Origin of the sequence: Streptomyces sp. NPDC020875 (assembly GCF_040641415.1) — a bacterium.
GTDB lineage: Bacteria > Actinomycetota > Actinomycetes > Streptomycetales > Streptomycetaceae > Streptomyces.
The window spans coordinates 26,508-46,802 of record NZ_JBFADP010000025.1 but is presented as its reverse complement, the minus strand read 5'-3'; the positions used below and the strand labels follow the sequence as shown (position 1 = coordinate 46,802).

Sequence of the window (20,295 nt, the reverse complement as noted above, 5' to 3'; positions counted from 1 at the left end):
CTCCGCCGTGTTCGGCCCGTGCCGGGCCGGGTTCAGCCGGTGATCTCCTCGCGGCCCGGTCCGGCGCCGACGGCGATCTTGCGGGGCTTGGCACGCTCTGCGATAGGGATCCGCAGGGTCAGCACACCGGCGTCGTAGTCGGCGTCGATGTGCTCGGTATCGAGGGTGTCGGCGAGCACGATCTGCCGGGAGAAGACACCCAGCGGCCGTTCCGACAGCTCCATCTGCACGTCGTCGGCCTTCACCGCGGGGCGGCGTTCGGCCCGGACGGTCAGCATGTTCCGCTCGACGTCGATGTCGATCGCGTCCGCGGTGACGCCGGGGAGGTCGAACGCCACCACGTACCGGTCGCCCTCGCGGTAGGCGTCCATCGGCATCGCGGAGGGCCGGGACCAGGTGCCGGGGCCGGGGCCCATCAGCTGCTGGGTGAGCCGGTCGAGCTCGCGGAAGGGGTCAGTGCGCATCAACATGAGAACACCTCCAGAGGGTCGGGCAGATTTGCTGCCAATGCGCCTCACGCCACCGTTGTAACATGTCATCCAATGGATGACAAACACCGGCGTCATCCAGACGATGACACTGAGAGGAGGTGGTCCCGTGCCCCTCGGCGACCAGCCGCAACCGGACCCTCCGGACGGACAGGGACCCGCATCGTTCCTCATGGCCGCGGCAGCCCTCCAGGCCGTGGAAGAAGCCCTGCGCACCGCACGCGACGACACCCCCGCCCGCCCCGAGGGGCCCATCGGCCCGCAGGAGGCCCTGGCCTCCCTCCTGCTGCTGCGGCAGGTCCGCGAGCAGCTCGCCGGATGGGAGACCGGTCTGATCGAGACCGCCCGCGGCGCGGGCGCCAGCTGGACGGACCTCGCCCACCCCCTCGGCGTCGCCAGCCGCCAGGCCGCCGAACGCCGCTACCTCCGCGGCCGCCCCGGGCCCGCCGGTAGCACCGGCGAACAGCGCGTCCAGGCAGTCCGAGGACGCCGCGCCGCCGACCGCACCGCCGCCGCCTGGGCCCGCCACCACACCACCGAACTGCGCACTCTCGCCGCCCGGATCAGCGTCCTCACCGACCTCCCGCTGGCCGCCCGCACCCCGCTGAACCAACTCCGCGCGGCCCTCGCCCACGACGACCCCGCCGAACTGCTCGGCCCCCTGACCGCAACCCGCCCCCACCTCACCCCCACCCACCCCGCCCTCACCGCGCAACTCGACGACCTCACCCCGCCCTGAACCCCGGCCCCGGGCCTCGGGCGGCCCGCCGGGGCCAGCTCCGACCTCTGGGCCCGGCGATTACGGCTGAAGCGCCGCGCTGCGGGATATTCCGGGCGGCGGACCCTATGCCCCCCGCTGGGGAGACAAGAGGGGCGTGGATGTTGCCGGGGCCGTCCGGCAATCCGGCCCGCGCCGCGGGCACAGCGCCTGCCCGAACTCGCCGCTCGCCCGCTGGACGGCGAGCTCGGGGCGGTAACCGCATGACCGGCGAGCCGAGCGGCGTCGACCTCGCCCGCCAGGCCCTCCTCGCCGCCCAGGAAGCCGCCAGGAAGAACGGCGCTGGCCGCGCGACGAAGACGAAGCCGAAACGGCGCACCACCACGGTCGTACCCCGTGACGGGCGTGAGCCGCTCGGGCTCGACGCGGCAATCAGCATGATGATGACCGAACGCGGCCTGGCCGCCCCGGCCGCCGGCGGAAGCGTCCTCGCCCACTTCGACACCATCCTCGCCACGGCCGTGCCCCAGCTCGCCGGGCGGGTGAAGGCCGTAGCGTTCGACGCGGACACCGGCCGCCTGGACATCGCCCCCGACGCACCGGCCGTCGGCACCAAGCTGCGCTGGAGCGCCCCGAAGCTGATCGCGGCGGCCAACGAGCAGGTGCCGAAGGCGAACGTCCGCGTCCTGCACGTCCTGGCGCCCGCGGCCGCGAGGACCAGCCTCACCGCCTCGGCGGCCGTCGCTCCGGCTTCCGGGCCAGCCGCACTGGCGGAGCGACGCGCCTCGTCGGACGGCTACCGGACGGGTGTCGGCGGGCTGGAGTCGGCCGGCGCAGAGTGTTCCGCGTGGTCGCGGCGTGTCCGGCTGCGTGGGCCTGGCCTCCTGGGGGTGAAGTCCTGGCCGTTCGGCACCGGCTGGTCTCCCGCTCTGGCTACCGTGACGGGGACGGCAGTCCCGCAGCAGACAAGGGGAGTTCGGTGATGGCCGAGGGCGATGTGCGGTGGACGATGCACGACGGCGAACGGGTCGAGGTGCCCGCCACGATCGGCGGGATCCGCGCCGCTCTGTCAGAGGAGCGTCGGGCCCAGTTCGACGCGGAGATCGACGCGGCGAACGTCGACGACCTCTACAACGTGGTGCGCCGGTGGATCGTCGACCTGGCGTCGTTCCCCGAGGACGAGGAGATCTTCGCGCAGCTGCGGGAGCAGGGAGCCGCGTGAGCCGCCGGTTCCAGATCGCGTACGCGCCCGTCGCCGAGGAAACGCTGAAGAAGGTCAGCGACCCGGCCGGGTTCCGGTCCCGGATGGAACAGACCCTGGGCCGGGACCCGTACGGGCACGGGTCGGAGCCGATGAGAGGCGAACGGGACCGGCGCACCGCGACGATCCGGAACGTGTTCGTCGTCTACTACGTCGCCCAGGCCGCCCTCACCGTCACCGCGGTCCGGCTCATCCCACCGCCCTGACCGCGTACTTCCCATGACGTGGCACAAGAAGCTGAGGGCAGCCGCTGCCTGGGAACACAGGTGGCGGGGCACAGTTCGTCGAGGGCACGGTCGGCCCGGAGCCATACGGCGCCGCCGCCGTCCATGCGATGCCGGTCTCCGCCTTCGGGGCCAGCCCGAATCCGAGAGACCGACCGCTTCCTGATCACCGGGCAGAACCCGGCGTCCTCGGCTCCCGCGGCCGATGCCCTTGTCGCGCTGCTCGACGAGGTCTGGGCGTAAGGCCCCGGGCTCTGCCCCGGGTGGCCGGTTCCGGTGGCGCGGAGCGTGACGAGGCATACAGTCGGTAGTCCTGTAGATCTGTTGCCCAGGGGTGGTGCGCGGTGGTGCGGAAGGTGCGGGAGCAGCGGGTTCGGCCGAGGGTGGATTACTACGGATTGTGTCTGCAGGAGGCGTATGACGAGGGTGTTCCGGTGCGGTGGCCTGATGGGTGGAGTGCGGGGGAGGCGGTGGTCGCCGGACGCGTGGGGCGGGTCGATCTGGAGAGCGCCGGGCATACGCACGAGGCCGTGATGGATGTGGAGGTGTGGGACGGCGAACCGCCCGGGGAGGTGCCGGGGGAGTGGGACGTTGTCGCGGAGACCGGGTTGTACTCGCTGTCGGGGGAGTTGGACGTGTGGGGGGTGACGGGGCCGGTCGAGGAGACCGTGCTGCTGGGCCGCGAGGGGGTGCACTGGCGGGTGAGGGTGCGGTGCGCGGGGCGGGCCGAGGTGGCGCGCCTGGCGGCGCTGGGGGTTCCCGAAGGGGTGGAGCGGTGGCTGGTGCAGTTCTGGCCGGAGAGCTGAGCGTGCCCGGGCCAGACGAGACTGGCCCGGGCACGCGTGGTTCTGGGTTCAGGAGATGACGACGAAGTAGGCGTCATCCGATGTGTCAGGACTGGATGTCAAGCCGTCGAGGATCCGGTACCTGTCCATGAACGCGCCGAGCATACTGCCCGCCTTGCTGTTATCGGCCTTGGGCAGGGGAAGCGCCGAATAGTTGTCGGCGGGCGCGCTGGGCTCGTCGGTTTTCTGAGCTGCGCCCTGGTAGGTGGATGCGAACGGGAACTCGTCGCATTCCTTGCCGCCTGCTGTGTAGTTCGGCCCCCAGTAGTGGACGCAGGTCCTGACCGCTGCTGCCCGGTTGCGTTTGTGTCGCTTTCCGTCGTGGTAGAGGCGGGTGAGAGCTCTTGCGGCTTCACCGCCGGGGACGCTCTTGTTCGGGTTGACGGGCTTGGTCGCCCCCGGCCGCTGGAAGGCGGTACGGATATGGTCGGCGACCGCTTTTTCTTCCGCGCCTGCTTTGGCGCTGTAGCGGAGGATGGAGATGTAGGCGAAGGCGGCGGCGCCCTTGGTCGCGGGCTTGCCTGCGGTGCCGTTCTTGTTGTGCAGGTAGGTGGCGGCGTCCCAGCGCGGGGGCAGCATGAAGAGCTTGCCTTCCCGGGCGCCGTTCATGGTGTATCCGGGAGGCGGGGTGAGCTTGATCAGGGGTTCGTAGACGCTGAAGACCCGGTCGTCCTTCTTTTTCTTGTCGCCTTGCCCGGCGTCGACGGTCACGGTGTGCTGAAAGGTCTTCAGTATCTTGAGCTGGTTGAAGCTGACTCCCGTCTTGGGCACCGTTCCGCCTTCCCGCCGTTTGGCGGTCGACGGCCAGGTCTGCGGATGCCGGGGAAGAGTCGTTATCAGGAATCCGGCGGTCGGGGCCGTGCCGGTGGTCAGCATGTCCGTGTAGTGATAGGTGTAGGTGATCGTCCGGCTGTTCTTCGGCATCGTGCCGATCGCCACGACGATGAAACGGCTTTCTCCCTGAGGCTTCCCATTCCTCAGCCACGCCTGGTGAAAGGATGCCCCGGAGCAGGCGGCGAACTTGGACTTTATGACGAAAGGACGCGTCGCCAGCCCGTCCAGGCACTCCTTCAGGGTCATCGTGCGCGGAGGCTCGGGATAGACAGGCGGATTGGGTGCAGCTGCCGACATCCCCCCGCCGTCCGACGGCGGAACGGCCGACGGACGTTCCGCCAGCCGCCCGGCCGTCCGGGCCGGGCCGACAGTCTCCGCGGCCACGACCCCGCCTGCGGCACCGTCACCACCGCCGTCCGCCCGCCAGTTCCGCCACGCTTGGGAGGAGAGCGCCTCCTTCAGCGACACCGACGGCGTCACGCCGGGCACAACGACCGACTTGACGGACAGCACATCGCCGGTGTCTGCGGCCCCGGCGGCAGCCGGCGCCATGGCCGGCAGCAGCAGAGCCGCTACCACCACCGCGACCCGGGTCCTGTATCTGGTCAACACGCTCATATTGCCTCCCCGTTCACGTACAAGGCCCTCCAGCCCGGCCGCCATGCGCGACCCTGCCCCGCTGGATATCGCACGCGGGGCCGCCACCGGCTGGGCGGAGAACAGACGACACCCGGTCAACGCGCCGGGCACACGCATCCTGGACATCTCCTACGCACCGCCGCCGTCGCTTTTCGCTGCGGCGGCCACATCCCCCACCCATCGAACATGTATACGGATTGCGTCGGGCGGGCCGTCGCGCCAGAAGATCCCGAGTGCCCGGGGCGGAAACGGAGGCCTGGGCGGACAACAAGGCTCCTGGCGCGATCGGCTCGATATCGCCGCACCAGGCCCGCCCGGACGGTTCACCCCGTCAGACACACCAGGCTGGCGGCTCGTACGGCGGTTGCCTGGCGAACTGGGGCGCCACTAGCACGGACCGGTTCAAGGCAAGCATCATCCACAAACGCACGTGACAGCTCCCGGCTGCGGGAGCGGTGGGCGGCCATAGCCCCAGAATCCGGCGGACACGAGACGGCGGTCGGATTCGCCCTGGGACACCGGCCGGCTCACCGTGCGCCCGGAGTCGTCGGCCTGGGCGACGAAGGCCCGCCTGGAACAGACCCGGATCGTCGCGGCCGTCAACCAGGCGGCGGGCTCAGGTCGTGAGCGGCCTACGGATCCTGCCGCCCGGCGCGGTCCAAATGCCCGACCACGCCGACGCCGTACCGGCCCCGGCCGCGCCCGCCGTTCCGGTGGAGCGCCGCCCGCCGCCGGACGGGTACCAACTCGCGGTCGAGGCGCACCTCCAGGCCGCGCCGACGTCCCGGGTGGATCCGGGCATCGCGGCTGCGGTGGCGTGGCACACGAAGGCGATACGGGAACTGTCGTTTCGAGTGCTCCCCGAGCCCGACGTCGTCCCCGACGATGCGCCGGTCGCAGCTACTGCGGTGTGCCGGACCGCGTGCGCTGGATCTGCCTAGCCTTTCGCGTCCAGGGCGTCACGCAGCCGCGTCGCCCGTTCGGAGACCTCCGCAGGGCCGTACGCGATGGCACGCGTGCACCAGTCCCGGCTCTCCGCCATCTCGCCGCTTCGGGCGGTCATCAGCGCGAGTCGAAGGGCCGCTCGGCCGTGGTGGGCGGTCGCAGCAATGATCCACAGCCGACGGGCCTCCGTCAGCTCGCCACGGCGGTATAGCAACAGGGCCAAGTTGAATGTGCTGTTGGGGCGACCGCTTGCTGCCAGTGTGCGCCAAGCCCGCTCAGCGATGTGGGGCGCTGTGGTAACGGCGTTCTGTCCAACAGCGGCAAGGTCTGCGCTGTCTTCGGCGTGGACCAGAGACGCTTCCCAGATCTGGTCCGGAATCGGTGCATCCGTATGGTCGGTGAGGTAGTCGAAAGGCACCCATCGTTCTTCTACCGGAATTTCGCACGGCGCCGGAAGGAGGAGGCTCGTGACCCCGCCACGAATACGAGAGGCCCAGATAAACGCCTCATCCAGGGATTCAGGGCGCAGCACCGGGCCGCCGGCTTGGGCGAGGTAGTGCTCATGGAGCTCGGTCAGCAAGGCGCGCGGCCAGGGACCGCGCAGACCTGTGCGTGCGAGATCAACGGCTGCTGCGACCAGGGCGGCACCACGTGCGTGTCCATGTGCGCGGCGTGCTCGTCGCCACTCCCGGAGAAGTGTCGGTCCGGCTGCGAGATATTCGGCTATTCCGAAGGGGCCGTGGCGTGTCAGCGCGTCGAGGATGCGAGGGTCCTCGGATGCTGCCGCGCGGGATAATTCGGCGTCGCTCCAGAGGCGGTCCAGGTCGATGATTTCGGCGGCCCGCAGTACCTGCGGTCCGATTCCACTATCCTGTTCTCCGGTGAATATCTCGTACGCCTTGAGGCGCATGGTTGCCACGATCGGAATCTCCACGCGGACCAGATCGGCGAGGACCTCAGGTTCCAGGCCGTCCTGAACCAGGAATCGTTCCAGGTCATCCAGCCACACCACCACTTCGGAGATCTGAGAGCGTTCCACCGCCTCCGGTATGTCTCTCAGGCTGGTCCTGGTGGGGGGCATCAGAAACCGGTGACCCGGCAGCACAGCACGTATCGCTTCCAGCGCTGCTCGTGTCTTGCCCGCCGTGGAGTCGCCGAGCACGATGACCAAGCCGCCGAGCGTGATCCGTTCACGCAGAGCGGCGTCTATGTCCCTCGGCACGTACGACGGGAGCCTGCCGCCATCCGCAGCCGGGCGAGCCCGGTGAACACCCGCCGACAACGCGTCCAGCTCGCTGGCGAGCGGCCAGCTGGCCGGGTCCCGGAGAAACCGCGGGACCGGTGCCTGTCCCGGGATATGAAACGTGAGTTGGCGGACTTCCCCGGCCTGCACCACATTGGTGAAGCTACCGCCCGAGATCTCGTTCTCCCCCATGCATGGATACGGTAGTCCGTGCCCTCCGCCGATACACCGCATCGGCTTCCCCGGCCAGCCAGGGATCCATCCCGGCCTCGACCGACCCACGGCTGCGAACGGGCTCAGCGGCGGCGGCCGAAGGGCCACCAGCTCCGTCGCGTCCGGTGGCGGGGAGAGGCAACGGGCCGGGGCGGTGCTGTGGGCTGCGGCGGCAGCGGCAGCGGAGGTGCCGTAGGCGCTGGCGGTGTGGGACCAGGAAGTAGTACCGCATCCGGCCTGACCGGACTGGGCGGTGATGCCAGCGGCGCTGACTCGGGGGAGGCCGAAGTAGCAGGTGTCGCTGGCGGGGACGGAAGCTGAGCCGGTGGCGCTGCGGTAGTCGCGGACGGCCCAGTGGGGCGCGGCGCCTTGGGCGATAGGCGGGTCACCCGTCCTGGTCCGGGCTTCCGTGCGGCGGGCGATCGGGTCTGTCGGAGGGTGCGCTGGGCGAGGGAGAGCGGCGGCGGGCAGGCGGGCGGGCTGCTCCGGCCGGTATCGGGGTCGTAGGTCCAGTGGGCGAGTTGCCAGTGCTCTTCGGCGAACATCTGCACTTCAGGTCTGCCCTTGCGGGGTGTCCAGACCTTCCAGGCGCCGACGGCCAGAACGAAGACGCCAGCCGCGAGCGGGGCGAGGAGGCTGGAGTGCTCGGACCGGATGCGTACGGTGAAGCCGTGTCCGTCGGTGAGCCGGAGGACGGGCCGGTCCTGACGGTCGCGCCCGACAGCGGCGACGCGGCCGTAGAGGGCGACCGGGTGCGCGGGCTTCGACCCGTCGGCCAGCCGGGCATAAAGACGAGCGTGTTCGCCGGGGGCAGGTCCGTAGCAGAACTCGCCCCAGCCCACCGCCCGCTTCTCCCCGGGGCGGCGCACCTTGAACCGGGCGGCCACCGTGGCGTCGTCGCCGTGTTTCTGGAGGAAACGGGCGATGACGACCGCACTGTTGATCAGCGGGGGCAGCAGTGGCCGGACCGTGGAAACGTCCACGCCGACCCGGCCGCCGGGATCCTCGGCACCGGCGCCGAGGAGAGGGTCGGTGGCGCCGATCCGGTCCAGATCCGCGGGCAGCACCAGGTGCAGCTCGTCGCCGTCGATGACGGCCACACCCCGGGACCCGCGCGCAACCGTACGCACGACCTCGACCGGGTCGAGCTGGCACCCGCCCTCGTGCTCCCGGCCTGCGGCGAGCCGGAACAGCGCGCCCCGGGAAACACCACGACCCACCGGGGCACGCACCGACACCACCGGCGTCAGGCAGAACGCGCAGACCAGCGAGGACTTTTCACGTCGCCACCAGGGCTCGTCGCCGATCTCACGCGCGAAGACCACAGGCCCGGCCGCGCCGTTCTGGAACAGGCGTGCCTTGTCCAACGCCTCCCACCCCTCTTTGATCTGCGGCCAGGGGTCCATGTCTCCCGGGTGCCGGGAAAGACCGCCCGTATCACCGGGCAGGTGCCCGAAGCCGGAGCTTCTTCCGCTATGCCGCGGCTCCGATGACGCTCCGCCGTCCCGCACTGCGGGGATGCTCCCCACGAGACAACGGCGGTGAACGTAAGCGCGCGCTCCGCTCCGCGATTACGGGGGTGCCCTCAAATTTGCCGTGGGCTGCAGGGGTGGGTCAGTGGGGTGGTTCGAGGAGGTCGACGGTGGCGAGGCCGGTTTCGCCGTCGACGAGTTGCATGGCGATTTCGGCTCGGGCTGCGAGGTCGAGGGGGTCGAGGTTTTCGGTGTAGGAGGCGTGGACGATGCGGTCGAGTCCGGCGCCGAGGAGGGGTGCGGCGGTGCGGAGGGAGGCGTCGAGGGCGACGCCCTGGGTGGCTCCGCCGTGGAGGATGATGTTGCGGGTGCGGTAGAGGCGGCGCATGGCGATGCGGAATGCTTTGTTGACCTCGTCGAGTTGTTTGCGGGGTTCGTTGACGAGGGCGGTCATCCGCTGGGCCGCGGCGGTGTCGGTGTACTTCAGTGCGAGGACTCGGGGGCCGTGGTCGCGGAGGGCGGCGGCGACCAGGCGGGCGCGTTCGCGGTTGGTGGTGCAGGCGTCGATGGCCTCGGACAGGGCGTCCGGCTGGGCGGGGGTGTGGCGGTGGGCGAGGCTGGTGAGTTCGGCGCGGGGCCAGGAGCAGGCGATGATGGCGGCCATCCGGTCGGCGGCGACGGCTTTCCCGGATCGTTCTTTTTCGCCTTTGGGGTCGTCGGGGTGGACGAGGAGGGATTCGACTGCTGCCCAGCCGCCGGCCACGGCGGGGGCGAGGGCGCCCCGGTTGCTGACGGCGGCGAGTTCGAGGGCGTCGTCGATGCGTCCGCGGATGTCGACTTTGTAGAGGTGGCCCTCGTAGACGAGGGAGAGGACGTCGACGCCGCGTGCGGGGGGTTCGAGCGGGACGGGGGTGTCGTGTCCGGCGACCCAGATCTGCGGCAGCGGGACGACGCCGCCGCGCCGGCCTCGCAGGAATTCCGACCGGGCGGTCATACGGTCCAGGAGCTGGCGGGCCTGGTCGGCCGCGCTGAGCGGGTCGAGGGCCTGGAGCTGGTAGACGAAGCCGCCGCCGGTGCGGAAGCCGGCGGTGTCGTGACCGTGTTCCCGCAGCCAGGAACCCACTTCGCCTTTGGCGAGCCAGTTCGGCAGCGGCTCGGCGAGTTCACGGTGGGGCACCTTGTCGAGTGCGACCAGGACGTCGAAGGTCTTCGGGCGGGCGCGGGCGAGATCGGCCGCGCTTTCGGCGATGTCGGTGATCGTGGCCTGGGCGGTCTTGAGCCCGCGGGCCCAGGCGCGGAGGTGGAGGGGGCTGTAGCCGAGGTCGAGGAGGTGAGCGGCCACGGTCCGGGAGAACCGTTCGGGCTTGACCCGCTTGGATTCCTCGACGGTGATCGCCGCTGCCCATCGGTCCAGGTAGCCGGGCCGCAGGTGCCCGATGATCTGCTTCAGCCGGCGCCGCTCGGGGCTGGGATCGGGCAGGGGCGTGCTGAGCAGAGTGGTGATCTCTCTGCGGAGGTCCTTGTCCCCGAGGCCGGCGTCCCGGCCGAGGAGGGCTCGGAGCTCATTGCGCTGCCAGTCGCACGCGGAGGACGACAGGACGTTGTGAGCCTGCCAGTGCCCGGCCTCCCACAGTTCCTCCAATGCGAGGACGGAGCCTATGTCCCACAGGCGGCGCGGCCAGGGCGTGCGCTCGTCGGCGAAGAAGTCGGACATGCGCAGGAGCACGTGGCGAGCGTACGGATCCTGGACCGTGGAGATCATCCAGGCACCCTATCGAAACCCCGTGCTACAGTGAGTACAGACTTGAAGGGGCACTCGCCACGTAAGTGGCCACTGCCCCTCTTTTCTTTGGTCCGCACTGCCAGACACGGCAGTGCGGACCTTTTGCTTTCGTGCCGCTCTCCAGACGGCCGACCAGGGGGCGACTTCGGCCTGTTTTGCCGCGTATATGTGGCTGCGACCTTTCCGGGTGTCATTGAGCGGGCGCGCGCCTGGTACGGCGGCGCGGCCGGAGGCGCGGGTTTCTACGTTCTGGTCCGCAGGTATTCGCGGCGGTCGGTGATCAGGGTGTGCCAGCGGTGGCGGGTGGCGGTTTCGCCGTCGAGCCACTGGGCGGGGGAGGGGGTTGTGAGGGGGAGGCCGGCCATGAAGTGGGCGATGTCGGTGTAGTAGGTGTAGTCGCCGTTCCGGGTGAGGTCGCGCAGGCGGGAGACGGCGGCGGTGATCTGGTCGTGCTCGGCCTGGACGGCGTGGTGGAAGCACAGGGCCAGTTCAAGGGTGGCCTCCGCGGCGAGGAGACCGGTGTTCCGGGTCTCGGTGCGGAGCAGATGCGCGCGGTTCTCCACGTCCGCGGCGGGGTTTCCGGCGTCGATCAGCAGGGCGGCGGTGCGGAGGGTGAGGGTTGTCGCGCGCAGCGCGAGGCCGGTCAGCAGATTCTCGGCGAGGTCGATCTCGTCGCGGGCCCTGTCGGGGTGAGTGAAGGCAAGGGTGAAGGCGCGCTGGGTCTGGCTGGTGGCGCGCTCCCCGGCTTTGCCGTGCTGTTCGGCTTCGGTGCGGGCCGCCTGGTAGGCGGCGGCGGCGCGGGTTATGTCGCCCTGGACCCACCGGACGTCTCCTTCGACGCGGTGGTGGCGGCCTTCCCAGCCGAGGGTCCGGGCGGTATTGAGGGCGGTGGGGAAGTCTCCGGCGAGGCGGGCGAGGTGGGCGAGGCCGCGCCGGGCGGCGGGGGCGAGACGGCCGCCGCCGTCGGCCACGGCCTGCATGCCGTGGCGGGAGGCCGCGGAGTTGCCGAGGTCGCGGTCGGCTTTGGCCCGGTAGTAGAGGGCCATATCGTGCAGGTCCGCGGGGAGCAGGCCAGTGTGGATCACGGTGGTGAGGCGGGCGGTGGTGCGTTCGCGGTGTTCGTGCTGGCGGCGGGCGAGCGCGCTGAGGGTTTCGACCAGGGCGTCGGCGGCTGTGGCCGGCACCGCACTGTCCCCGCTGCTCCCGTCCGGATTCGGACGGGCGGGTGGGGCGAGGGGTTCCCAGACGGAGTCGCCGACGTAGGCCCAGGCGGCGTCGGCGAGCCAGCCGAGGCCGAGGCGGAAGTCGCGGGCGAGGAGCAGGCCTTGGCGCAGGCACCCGACGAGGAGTGCCCGGCCCGGGCCGGTATGGGCGGTCCATTGCTCGCCGAGCGCGGCGTGGGCGCGTCTCGCGGTGGCGGTCCAGTCGGCGGGTGACCAGCGGTCGTCCGTGGTGTCGTCGGCGGTACGGATGGTGGAGCGGATCAGGGCGTGGAGGTGGTAGGGCCACAGGCCGAAGGGGTCTTCGCGGATGAAGGGGCGTTCCAGCAGACGCAGGACCGGTGCCTCACGGTCGGTGCCGGCGGCCCGGGCGGCGAGGGTGTGGTCGAAGGCGTCGTAGAGGGCGACGGAGCGCAGGACGTGGCGTTCGGCGGGGGTGAGGTCGGACAGGGTGCGGGCGATGAGGGCGGGGAAGTCGACGTCGAAGTCGGCGGGTTCGGGGGTGCGGCCGGTGCGCTGTATCTCGAGGAAGCGCATGACCGCCAGGTCGAGGTGGAGGGGCAGGCCGTGGGAGCGGGCGGTGATCACATCGCGGATGGTTTCGGGGATGAGGGGCATCTCGTCGTGGGTCAGGCGGCGGGTTAGGTAGTCCTGGCAGTCCTCGGGGGAGAAGTCGCCGATCAGCACCTGCCCGCCGCCCGCCCGCGCCCTGGCCGCACCTCCGGCGGGGGTGGGGGCGGGGCGGGTGAGGGGCCCGTAATGAAGGTCCAGGTCCGGCCAGGCGGTGGGGCCGGTCCAGTCGAGCTGTCCGTGGAGGGCGGGGTCGGCCCAGGGAAGGCGGCTGCGGCCGGTGATGACGAAGAAGGCGTTCGGCATGAGCCACACCACGCGCTGCAGGAGGCGCTCGAAGTCGCGGCGGGTGCGGTCGCCGGTGTCCTCGAAGGTGTCGAGGAGGATCACCGGCACGACCTGTTTGGCGGCCGGGAGCCGGGCGAGTTCCCAGCTGAGCAGGTGCGGGTAGTAGGAGAGGGCGTCGAGGTCGGGGTCGGCTTGGAGCAGGTCGGCCAGCCGCGCGCAGCCGGCGAGCGCGCGGACGGACTGGCGGCGCTCGCGCAGCGCGCCGACCAGCGCCCCGGTGACCTCGCCGATGACCGTGCCGACAGCACCGGGCAGGAGCAGGGCCTGGGCGACGTCGGCGAGGGCGGACTGTATCTGCTGCGGCGCGCTCTGGCCGAACCGGGAGGCGAGGCCGCCGCGGCGCAGGTACTCCTCCAGGGGTTCGCCCGGGTGGTTGTGCTCCCAGTACCTCTTGAGTGCGAGGTCGAAGGCGGGGAAGGGGCGGCCGAGGCCGGCGAGCGCGAGCCGGATGGTGAGCACGACGCGTTCGAAGTCGGTGCCGGCGGAGCGGGCGAGGTCGATCCGCACGGGCACCACTGCTGGGCTGTCGGGCCAGGCGGGTTCGCCCCACTGAGCGGGACGGCGCCCCGTATCGGCGAGGGCGGCTTCCAGCTTCCGCGACAGCGTCGACTTGCCGATCCCGCCGACCCCGTGGAAGACTAGGACGTTGCGCCTGGGTACTTCGAGGTCCTCGGCATCAAACCCTGGGGCGGTGACGTGGCCCAGGTGCCCGGCGAGCGCGGCCGCGGTCGTCTGCCACTGGCCCTCCCGGTTCGTGAACGCCTCGTCCGCGCCGATCCGCTGGTTCGAGCCGAACAGCGCACGGAGATCCTGACGATCCTGACCTGCCACAACAACCCCCGGTCATCACCTGCCGCGGCCCTCAACCTACGTCCGGCCGGGGGGCCTTGGCCAAACGTTCCCCGCGAGCGGCAGCGGACAGGGGTTGGGAGGGCGGCGCGGTGCCGCCGCGCCGGGGTTGCGGCCCTTGCCCGGCCGTTTCCCGGGGGCGGACAATGACCGTTTCGCATCAAGATCAAATAGGAAGGCGGCAGACCGTGCCCGACAGCCCTGGCACCGATTTCTCCGGCCTGGACGGCGGCGATGAGCAGCAGGCGGTGGACCTCGTCCGCGACGTGGTGACCTGGTACAGCACCCGGATCATCGCTGAGCGCAGGGCCCCGGTGCCCGACGAGGACCGGATCGAGGAGCTGAAGGCGGGCCGCCAGGCCGCGCTGGAGGACCAGCAGCGGCTGGAGGCCGCCGGCGCGCAGGAGACCGGGCGGATCGCGGCGCTCTACGCGGCCCGGCTCAAGGAGCTCAGAAGGTCGTAGCCCGACGGTGTCCGCAGCACGGGCAGGGGCCGGACAGGGGGGCGGGGACAGTCGATCGGGGCCGGTTGGACCCGTGCGGGCATCAGCGGCCGCGCGAGCGCGGCAATCCGGTCCAGCTCTCGCCGGTGCTGCGGAAGCGCCCGGCGAAGTGCCTGGTGGAGATTGAGGAACTGCAGGGCCTCCTGCTCGGTGTAGGGGCGCGTGCGTTCCGCGGCGAGCACCCAGGCCGCCTGCTCTCCCATGCCCTGTTCCTGGCGGATCAGGGCCTCGCCGTTGCGCCGGATCACGGTCACGGCCGTGACCTTCGGATGCCGCTGCGCGGCGTCGACGACGTCGGCCAGGGCGCGGAAGCACACGTCGTGCCCCGCACGCGAGGTGAAGCGGGCGTAGCCGCCGGCCTGCAGCGAGCGGGCGTACCGCAGCGCCGTCGCCAGCAGACTGTCCGCCTCCCGCACGGCCAGGACCACCAGCTCAACCGGATAGCCGTCGGCCGCGAACGGCAGGACACTGGACAGGAACTCCCCTGTGCTGCCCGGCGCACCCTCGAGGAGTACGTCGCCGCGGCGCCGGCGCACGTACTCCTCGGCCTCGCCGAACCAGGCCCGGTAGTCGGCCCGGATCGCGGCTCCGGCGTTGCGCGGGTCCTCGGCCAGCAGCCGCAGATAGTCCGGATGCGACGCCTTGAAGTCGTCACCGACCAGGTGGGTCGTCCCCGGCCGCATGGCCCGCTTTACCATCCTGGCAGCCAGCAGCTTCCCCGCCCCCGGCTGGCCCAGCACGCAGACCGCCCGCGGGTCGTCCCGGCGGACGATGCCGCTCAGATACGACGGGACGATCAGCTCCTCGAAAACCCACCGGTGCTCGTCGGCCGACAGCCGGTGAAAGTCCACGCCCGGTGCCCGGCCGCGCGGCTGGGCGATACGCCGGACCGGCTCCGCCAGGGCGGCGGCGCGCTCGGCGTCCCGCTGGACCGCCAGGCGGCGGTCCTCACAGGCGAGGTCACGGTGCAGCCGCTGATCCGTGCGCGCCAGACCCTGGCGGAAGACAGCCGTCTCCCGCGCGGACCACGGGCGGGATCGCTCGCATGCCACCGCCCGGTCCGCCGCCGGCCGCCGCCGCCAGGATCCGCCGGTGAGTTCGTTGTCGTAGAGCACGGCGTTGTCCCGGCATACGACGGTGACGCGGTCGGCCAGCTGCTCCGCTTCGATGACCGCCAGCGTCTCGAGCATCTTCCGCGCGCAGGCGTCGTGGTTCTCCCACGACACATACCGGCCGCCGCCGACTAACGCCCCGGACAGGAAACGGTCCAGGATCCCGAGCTGGCTCAGCGCCTGCGGCGTCGCGAGGGCCACCACCTCGATTCGGTGACCGGCCCGCCGGTACGCGGCCGCCGATGTCCGGAACTCTTCGACGTCGGCGAGGGCGGACTCCACCACCGCGTCGAACCCCTGCGCCCGGACGTGTTCCTCGACCGCGGCCTGCCAGCCGCGGGTCTGAGGCCGGACTTTCTCCCCGGCGGTGCGGACATCGCCGGCCAGGAACTCGCCGTACTGGCGGTGCGCGGTCTTGTAGAGGTCACTGCAGATCCGCACCGAGCCGCCGCGGCGGTCCAGCGCCGCCTGGACCAGATCCGCGACCGCGGTCTTCCCGGCTCCGGGCTGGCCCCCGACGATCACGACGACCGGCCGGTCCTGGCGCACGGCGCCGTTCAGCGCAGCCGGAAGGATCACTTCGTCCAGAACCTCGTCTCGCAAGCGCTCCTCCTGGACGGCGATAGCTGGCAGGCGCCCCGCCGGGGCGGCAAGGCAAGGTCAACTTAACAGCAATGCGCAATCCATGAGGAAACCATGAGCAATCCAAGAGCGTTTGTGTAGTGTGGCAGCCGGAGGTGATCCAGCTGCCCGACGACGAAGAAGCGCTGTTCAGCGCCGTGGACGCACTGCTAGAGCATGTTGCCCAGGCCCCCCTGCCACCGCCCGCGGAACGCAAACGGCTGCGGGAGGCCGCCGGGCTGAGCCAGGACCAGATCGCGAAGGCACTCAGCGCCCGGCGCGAGTCGGTCGGAAACTGGGAAACGGGCCGCAGCGAACCACGACCACCGAAGCGCGCCGCCTACGCCCGTCTCCTGGAGGGTCTCGCCTCCCGCTTCCCCCCACCCAGCCACAAGTGATCCCACGCGCCGAGGCCCGCCCTTCGCCGACACCGCAGAGTCCGGGGTGGCATCGTCTTTGATGGTGCGCCCCGCTGCCTTGGCGGTGAGGATCCGCGAGGGGCGGACCGCGTCCCCGGCCCGGGCGGCGAGTCCGTCGAGAAGTATCTTCGTGAGATATCCCCACGTGATGGATTTCGCCTGGTGCCCGGAACATAGCTACAGCCAGAGGAGCGCCCGCGACGGTGCGGCGACGCTCGGGCAGATCCTCAGGTCTTCGAGATCAGGATGTTGCGGTGTGTGCTCGCTGTTCGGTGATCCGAGGGCGCGGCGCCGGACTTGTCGATGTGAACGCAGCGGTTCCTTCGGCAACGATTGCCGCAGGGCCGGTAAGGCCCATAAGTCCGTTTGCGTCTACATCGATGCAGAGTCGGCCGCCTGGGAAGGCGACCATGTATTTACCCGGCGAAGTGTGATGCTGGTGGCGGCGCAGGGCTGCGACGGCGGCGCAGGCGCCGGTTCCGCAGGCGGGAGTTTCGCCGACGCCACGCTCATGGACTCGCACGGCGAGATGCTGTGGACCTTGGATGGTGACGAACTCGACTGTCACGCCCTCGGGATACGCGTTGCCGGGCGTGACGGTGGGAGCCATCTGAAGGTCGCCGGCGTCGCCGAGGGCATCGACAAATGCGACAGCATGAGGGTTGCCCACGTTGATGTGGAGAGCGGGCCATTCCCGGCCAGCGGCGGTGACGGTGATGCCGTCGGGGCCGGGGAAAAGGGGCTCGCCCATGGCGACGGTTATGTCGCTCTCTTCCTGATGGTGGCGGGGAATGTGCACATGCCGGACCCCGGCCCGGGTAGCGATGGCGTGGGTCCCCACCGGGCAGAGGCCGGTGTCGGCCAGATAGCGGGCGAAGACGCGGATGCCGTTGCCGCACATGCTGCCTCGGGAGCCGTCAGCGTTGCGGTAGTCCATGAACCATTCGGCTTCCCCGGCCATGGCGGCGGCCTCGGACAGGGCGGTGGAGTGGACGGCGCGCAGGATGCCGTCCGCGCCGATGCCGGTGCGCCGGTCGCACAGGCTTCTCACCATCTCTGCGGTCAGCCGGATTCGGGCCGCAGGGTCGGGCAGGACGATGAAGTCGTTCCCGGCACCGTGGCCTTTGGCGAACCGGATCGTGGCGTCCGTCATCGCAGTCTTCTCCTGGTGGGTGAGGTTGTGTCGTCGGGCTTGAGCACTACTGGTGGGCGGGAAGCCAGCCTTGCTGGACGGAGTGAACGCCGGCCTGGAATCGGCTGCGGGCGTCGAGCAGGTCCATGAGCTCGGCTGCGATGCGGCGTGCGGTGCGAGGAGAGATGCCGAACCGTTTGGCGATCGCTTCGTCTGTCATACCGGCGGCCAGGAGTCTGAGCATCTCGGCCTGCTGCGCGGTGGCGCCCTCGGGCGTCGCAACGTCGGCAGTCCCGAACGGGGTGGCCGCTTCCCAAGTGGTCTCGAAGAGAGCGCTCAGAGCGGTGATGGTGCCTTCGCCGGTGAGGAGTACGGCTCCCGTGCTGGCGTCGCCTGTGTCAACGGGCAGAACGGCTTGACGACGATCGAAGATGACCATCCGGACGGGGAGAGAGACGGCAGTGCGGACCTTGGCGCCGTGCTGGTTCAGCCAGTTGACGTGGTCGAGTGTGGGTTTGTGGTTGCGGACGCTGTCGAGGTAGATGGTGCGAGTACGGACGCCGCGGCTGAGGAGTTCCTGGTTGGGGGCGCGGCTGGCTTCCAGGTCGGCGGCCGGGTGGGCACCGCCCGGGGCGAAGGTCATGATCTCGTTCTCGGCTCGGCGGGCGAGCCGGGCAAGGCGTTCACGGATGACGTCGGGGCCTATCAGGTGTTCGTCGTCGGTGGAGCGGGGGCGCGCGCCGGAGCACTCGGCGATGAGCTGGGCGGCGGCAGCCCGCGAGGCTTCGATCCGGAGCTTTTGGGCGGCCAGGTCGGCTTGCTGGCGTGCGAGCAGCATTTCCATCGCGGCTTCCGGGTCCAGGACCTGGAAGCCGCTCTCCTCGTGTTGCGCCGGCTGGATGATGGCCAGCTCGCTGAGTTGCCCGAGGCCGTCACGGACGGTCTGCGGGGAGGTGTCCAGCAAGGCGGCCAGCTGATCCACGCCCTTGTCGGGGTGGGCCAGCATTTTCCGGTAGACCTGTTCTGCCATCGCCTTGAGGCCCAGGGTCTCCAGCACCATCTCTCCTTCGTCCAGAGGTAATGGGCACCCGTTGAGGGTACGGCGTGCGAGTCTGACCTCTGAGTCCTATTCATGCAACGGCATAAACAGGTCTGGCAGGTTCGATTGCTAGGCCGATTTCCGCACCTCGATGCTCAAGGCATGTACCTCGTTCATGCTGAACTCCGGCAGGAAGCCGACGCCGTTCTGCCCGGGCATGCGGACCAGTTGATCACCGACTGCGCCGATAGCGACGACGGACTTGAGCACATCGTCGTTCATCCGCAGGCTGCGGACGGCACGCTGGTGGGGCTGTTCATGCTGGCTTCCACCGTGGAGGAAGCCGAGCTCAGAGCTGCGAGGGTCTGCCGTCGCGCACTCGAGACACAGCCGGAACTAGAGGGTTTCGCGCTGCTCGGCTGCGGAGTGCGCCTGGTGCCCGGCCTTCATGACCAGCTGTTGCACGAGGATCCCGATGGACAAGATATGCCACGTCACGATTAGGACAGGCACTTCCCCTTCCCTGCCTTTCCATCGGCGTCCAGTGTAGTGAACAACCTCCGCCACCCGATCGCCGGGATTCGCGGCGCGCCTCCTTGCCATATTCCGGTTCATGCGAACCGGCGTCCTTCATGTGCTGCTCTCATTTCTTTTCGAAAGGTGAATTAAGTGACTCCCCTTCGAGTTCCTTCCTCGGATATCACCAGGAAATTTGGCGGGAGCCTGACGCCGGTGCTCGTTCACGGTGGGGCGTTTCCCGTGCCGCGGGCAACGCCGGCTGTGGCGCAGAGCGCTGTGCTCTCACTGGACGACGACGTGACCTGGGGACCGTGATCTCGATCGTCGGTCGAACCTGCCAGGCCACGTCGACTCTTGGCGCTCCAAGGGGGCCGCCTTGCGCCAGCGCCGTCCAGCCCTATCTCCGCCCGATACATGAGGAGACATCCGCCTGATGAGCATCACCGGCTTCGCTGAGACCAGCCGTCTTCCGCTGTCTGCGGACTTCACTTCGCTGTGGGGAACGAGACGCTCGGTTCGGCCACCTGGCGGGGGCCGGCTGATCCGCTTGTCCCCGGGCTCGGGGACCCCGCTGTTCCTGATCCATTGGACGTCGGGCAACATCGCCTTCGTCCGTGACTTTGCCCATGCCTTCCATCACGGGCACCCGGTGTACGGCTTCGAGGCCGCTGGGCTGTGGGACCGCGAGGATCCACACCGTTCTGTGCCCGAGACCGCGGAGCTCTATCTGCGTGAGATCCGCCGTGTGCAGCCCTCCGGGCCGTACCTGATCGGTGGTCTGTGCGGGGGTTCACAGATCGCGTACGAGATAGCCAGCCGTCTTATCGCCGCAGGTGAGCGGGTCGGTCCGCTCACTCTCGTGAACGCGGCGAGGGGAGAGCTGGCTGCCGAGCCCCGCCTGGGCCTGGAGGACCTGTACGAACTGCGCCTCGCTTCACTGCGGAAGCAGTTCGACGCCCCGGGGCTGGTAGCTGATCCGGCTCGGGTGATCGAGTGCATGCGGGCGTTGGAGTGGATCGATGAAGAGATGCCGGCAACGGACTTCTTCTGGCGCCAGGTCGTGTGGGCCGCAGGTATGCACGCTTTTCTCCGCTGCCGTCTGGGGCCGCTGGACATCCCCGTGAATGTCTTCGTCGCCCGGGAATCCGCTGCGGACCCGGAGGTCGTCTGGGATGACATCGCCTCCAGCAGCAGGGTGGTGGTTCTCGACGCGGTCACGAGCAGACAGATCATGCAGAGCCCGGCCTTCGTCACTGCCATGGGCCGCAGCTTCGACGAGGTCACCGCGTGAACCACCC

17 protein-coding genes and 1 pseudogene are annotated in these 20,295 nt (G+C 70.1%); 9 read left to right on the top strand and 9 right to left on the bottom strand.

What is annotated here, in order from left to right:
• Positions 1–32: 32 nt before the first annotated feature.
• A complete protein-coding gene (locus AB0G74_RS16545) occupies positions 33–470 on the bottom strand; it encodes an Hsp20/alpha crystallin family protein (RefSeq protein WP_361146283.1) in 438 nt (145 codons plus the stop codon).
• 190 nt (positions 471–660) lie between these two features.
• Here AB0G74_RS16545 and AB0G74_RS16540 point away from each other — a divergent pair, with 190 nt between their 5' ends.
• The 5 genes from AB0G74_RS16540 (at position 661) to AB0G74_RS16520 (ending at position 3,497) form a co-directional block, all read left to right on the top strand.
• Positions 661–1,227 (top strand): type III effector protein, encoded by a 567-nt coding sequence (locus tag AB0G74_RS16540; RefSeq protein WP_361146280.1) that lies wholly within the window; start codon positions 661–663, stop codon positions 1,225–1,227.
• 242 nt (positions 1,228–1,469) lie between these two features.
• The gene (locus AB0G74_RS16535; protein ID WP_361146277.1) at positions 1,470–2,189 is read left to right on the top strand and encodes a DUF721 domain-containing protein; all 720 of its coding nucleotides are present in this window, start codon (positions 1,470–1,472) and stop codon (positions 2,187–2,189) included.
• Positions 2,189–2,428 (top strand): hypothetical protein, encoded by a 240-nt coding sequence (locus AB0G74_RS16530; protein WP_361146274.1) that lies wholly within the window; start codon positions 2,189–2,191, stop codon positions 2,426–2,428. The genes AB0G74_RS16535 and AB0G74_RS16530 overlap by 1 nt, the downstream gene beginning before the upstream one ends.
• Positions 2,425–2,673, top strand: a complete 249-nt coding sequence (locus AB0G74_RS16525) for a hypothetical protein (RefSeq protein WP_361146272.1) — start codon at positions 2,425–2,427, stop codon at positions 2,671–2,673. Before AB0G74_RS16530 ends, AB0G74_RS16525 begins: the two co-directional genes overlap by 4 nt.
• A 488-nt stretch (positions 2,674–3,161) precedes the next feature.
• Positions 3,162–3,497, top strand: coding sequence for a hypothetical protein (locus tag AB0G74_RS16520; RefSeq protein WP_361146269.1), 336 nt, complete (start codon positions 3,162–3,164; stop codon positions 3,495–3,497).
• A 48-nt stretch (positions 3,498–3,545) separates the two neighbouring features.
• On the opposite strand, the gene AB0G74_RS16515 is transcribed toward AB0G74_RS16520, so the two are convergent.
• From AB0G74_RS16515 to AB0G74_RS16495, 5 genes are all read right to left on the bottom strand, one after another.
• On the bottom strand, positions 3,546–4,988 hold the full coding sequence (locus AB0G74_RS16515) for a hypothetical protein (protein ID WP_361146266.1): 1,443 nt from the start codon (positions 4,986–4,988) through the stop codon (positions 3,546–3,548).
• 958 nt (positions 4,989–5,946) lie between these two features.
• Positions 5,947–7,389, bottom strand: a complete 1,443-nt coding sequence (locus tag AB0G74_RS16510; protein ID WP_361146263.1) for a hypothetical protein — start codon at positions 7,387–7,389, stop codon at positions 5,947–5,949.
• Positions 7,390–7,493: 104 nt separating this feature from the next.
• Positions 7,494–8,816, bottom strand: a complete 1,323-nt coding sequence (locus tag AB0G74_RS16505) for a hypothetical protein (RefSeq protein ID WP_361146260.1) — start codon at positions 8,814–8,816, stop codon at positions 7,494–7,496.
• 208 nt (positions 8,817–9,024) lie between these two features.
• Entirely contained in the window at positions 9,025–10,608 is a 1,584-nt protein-coding gene (locus AB0G74_RS16500) for an integrase (RefSeq protein ID WP_361146257.1), read from the bottom strand.
• 299 nt (positions 10,609–10,907) lie between these two features.
• Complete coding sequence (locus tag AB0G74_RS16495; protein WP_361146255.1) at positions 10,908–13,634, bottom strand: ATP/GTP-binding protein; 2,727 nt, start codon at positions 13,632–13,634, stop codon at positions 10,908–10,910.
• A 206-nt stretch (positions 13,635–13,840) separates the two neighbouring features.
• Between AB0G74_RS16495 and AB0G74_RS16490 the strand changes: the two genes are divergently transcribed.
• Positions 13,841–14,116, top strand: a complete 276-nt coding sequence (locus AB0G74_RS16490; RefSeq protein WP_361146252.1) for a hypothetical protein — start codon at positions 13,841–13,843, stop codon at positions 14,114–14,116.
• Here AB0G74_RS16490 and AB0G74_RS16485 read toward each other — a convergent pair.
• Positions 14,080–15,870 carry a zeta toxin family protein gene (locus AB0G74_RS16485; RefSeq protein WP_361146249.1) on the bottom strand — a complete coding sequence of 597 codons (1,791 nt, stop codon included), beginning with the start codon at positions 15,868–15,870 and terminating at the stop codon, positions 14,080–14,082. The two genes, AB0G74_RS16490 and AB0G74_RS16485, sit on opposite strands and share 37 nt — an antisense overlap.
• Positions 15,871–16,013: 143 nt before the next feature.
• Between AB0G74_RS16485 and AB0G74_RS16480 the strand changes: the two are divergent.
• Positions 16,014–16,268: pseudogene (locus tag AB0G74_RS16480) on the top strand (helix-turn-helix transcriptional regulator); the annotation flags it as partial.
• A gap of 280 nt (positions 16,269–16,548) precedes the next feature.
• Here the strand turns inward: AB0G74_RS16480 and dapF are convergent.
• Positions 16,549–17,460 (bottom strand): diaminopimelate epimerase, encoded by a 912-nt coding sequence (gene dapF, locus AB0G74_RS16475; protein ID WP_361146245.1) that lies wholly within the window; start codon positions 17,458–17,460, stop codon positions 16,549–16,551.
• Between the two features lie 46 nt (positions 17,461–17,506).
• Positions 17,507–18,499 carry a helix-turn-helix transcriptional regulator gene (locus AB0G74_RS16470; RefSeq protein WP_361146242.1) on the bottom strand — a complete coding sequence of 331 codons (993 nt, stop codon included), beginning with the start codon at positions 18,497–18,499 and terminating at the stop codon, positions 17,507–17,509.
• A 141-nt stretch (positions 18,500–18,640) separates the two neighbouring features.
• Between AB0G74_RS16470 and AB0G74_RS16465 the strand changes: the two genes are divergently transcribed.
• Positions 18,641–18,982, top strand: a complete 342-nt coding sequence (locus AB0G74_RS16465) for a hypothetical protein (RefSeq protein WP_361146239.1) — start codon at positions 18,641–18,643, stop codon at positions 18,980–18,982.
• A gap of 448 nt (positions 18,983–19,430) precedes the next feature.
• Positions 19,431–20,288: a thioesterase domain-containing protein gene (locus AB0G74_RS16460; protein WP_361146236.1), complete on the top strand. Its 858-nt coding sequence runs from the start codon at positions 19,431–19,433 to the stop codon at positions 20,286–20,288.
• The last annotated feature ends 7 nt before the right edge of the window (positions 20,289–20,295 follow it).

Excerpts from the sequence above, each read along its gene's own strand:
- AB0G74_RS16545 (WP_361146283.1), bottom strand. The coding sequence starts at position 470 with ATGTTGATGCGCACTGACCCCTTCCGCGAGCTCGACCGGCTCACCCAG.
- AB0G74_RS16540 (WP_361146280.1), top strand. The coding sequence starts at position 661 with ATGGCCGCGGCAGCCCTCCAGGCCGTGGAAGAAGCCCTGCGCACCGCA.
- AB0G74_RS16535 (WP_361146277.1), top strand. The coding sequence starts at position 1,470 with ATGACCGGCGAGCCGAGCGGCGTCGACCTCGCCCGCCAGGCCCTCCTC.
- AB0G74_RS16530 (WP_361146274.1), top strand. The coding sequence starts at position 2,189 with ATGGCCGAGGGCGATGTGCGGTGGACGATGCACGACGGCGAACGGGTC.
- AB0G74_RS16515 (WP_361146266.1), bottom strand. The coding sequence starts at position 4,988 with ATGAGCGTGTTGACCAGATACAGGACCCGGGTCGCGGTGGTGGTAGCG.
- AB0G74_RS16510 (WP_361146263.1), bottom strand. The coding sequence starts at position 7,389 with ATGGGGGAGAACGAGATCTCGGGCGGTAGCTTCACCAATGTGGTGCAG.
- AB0G74_RS16505 (WP_361146260.1), bottom strand. The coding sequence starts at position 8,816 with ATGGACCCCTGGCCGCAGATCAAAGAGGGGTGGGAGGCGTTGGACAAG.
- dapF (WP_361146245.1), bottom strand. The coding sequence starts at position 17,460 with ATGACGGACGCCACGATCCGGTTCGCCAAAGGCCACGGTGCCGGGAAC.
- AB0G74_RS16470 (WP_361146242.1), bottom strand. The coding sequence starts at position 18,499 with ATGGTGCTGGAGACCCTGGGCCTCAAGGCGATGGCAGAACAGGTCTAC.
- AB0G74_RS16465 (WP_361146239.1), top strand. The coding sequence starts at position 18,641 with ATGTACCTCGTTCATGCTGAACTCCGGCAGGAAGCCGACGCCGTTCTG.
- AB0G74_RS16460 (WP_361146236.1), top strand. The coding sequence starts at position 19,431 with ATGAGCATCACCGGCTTCGCTGAGACCAGCCGTCTTCCGCTGTCTGCG.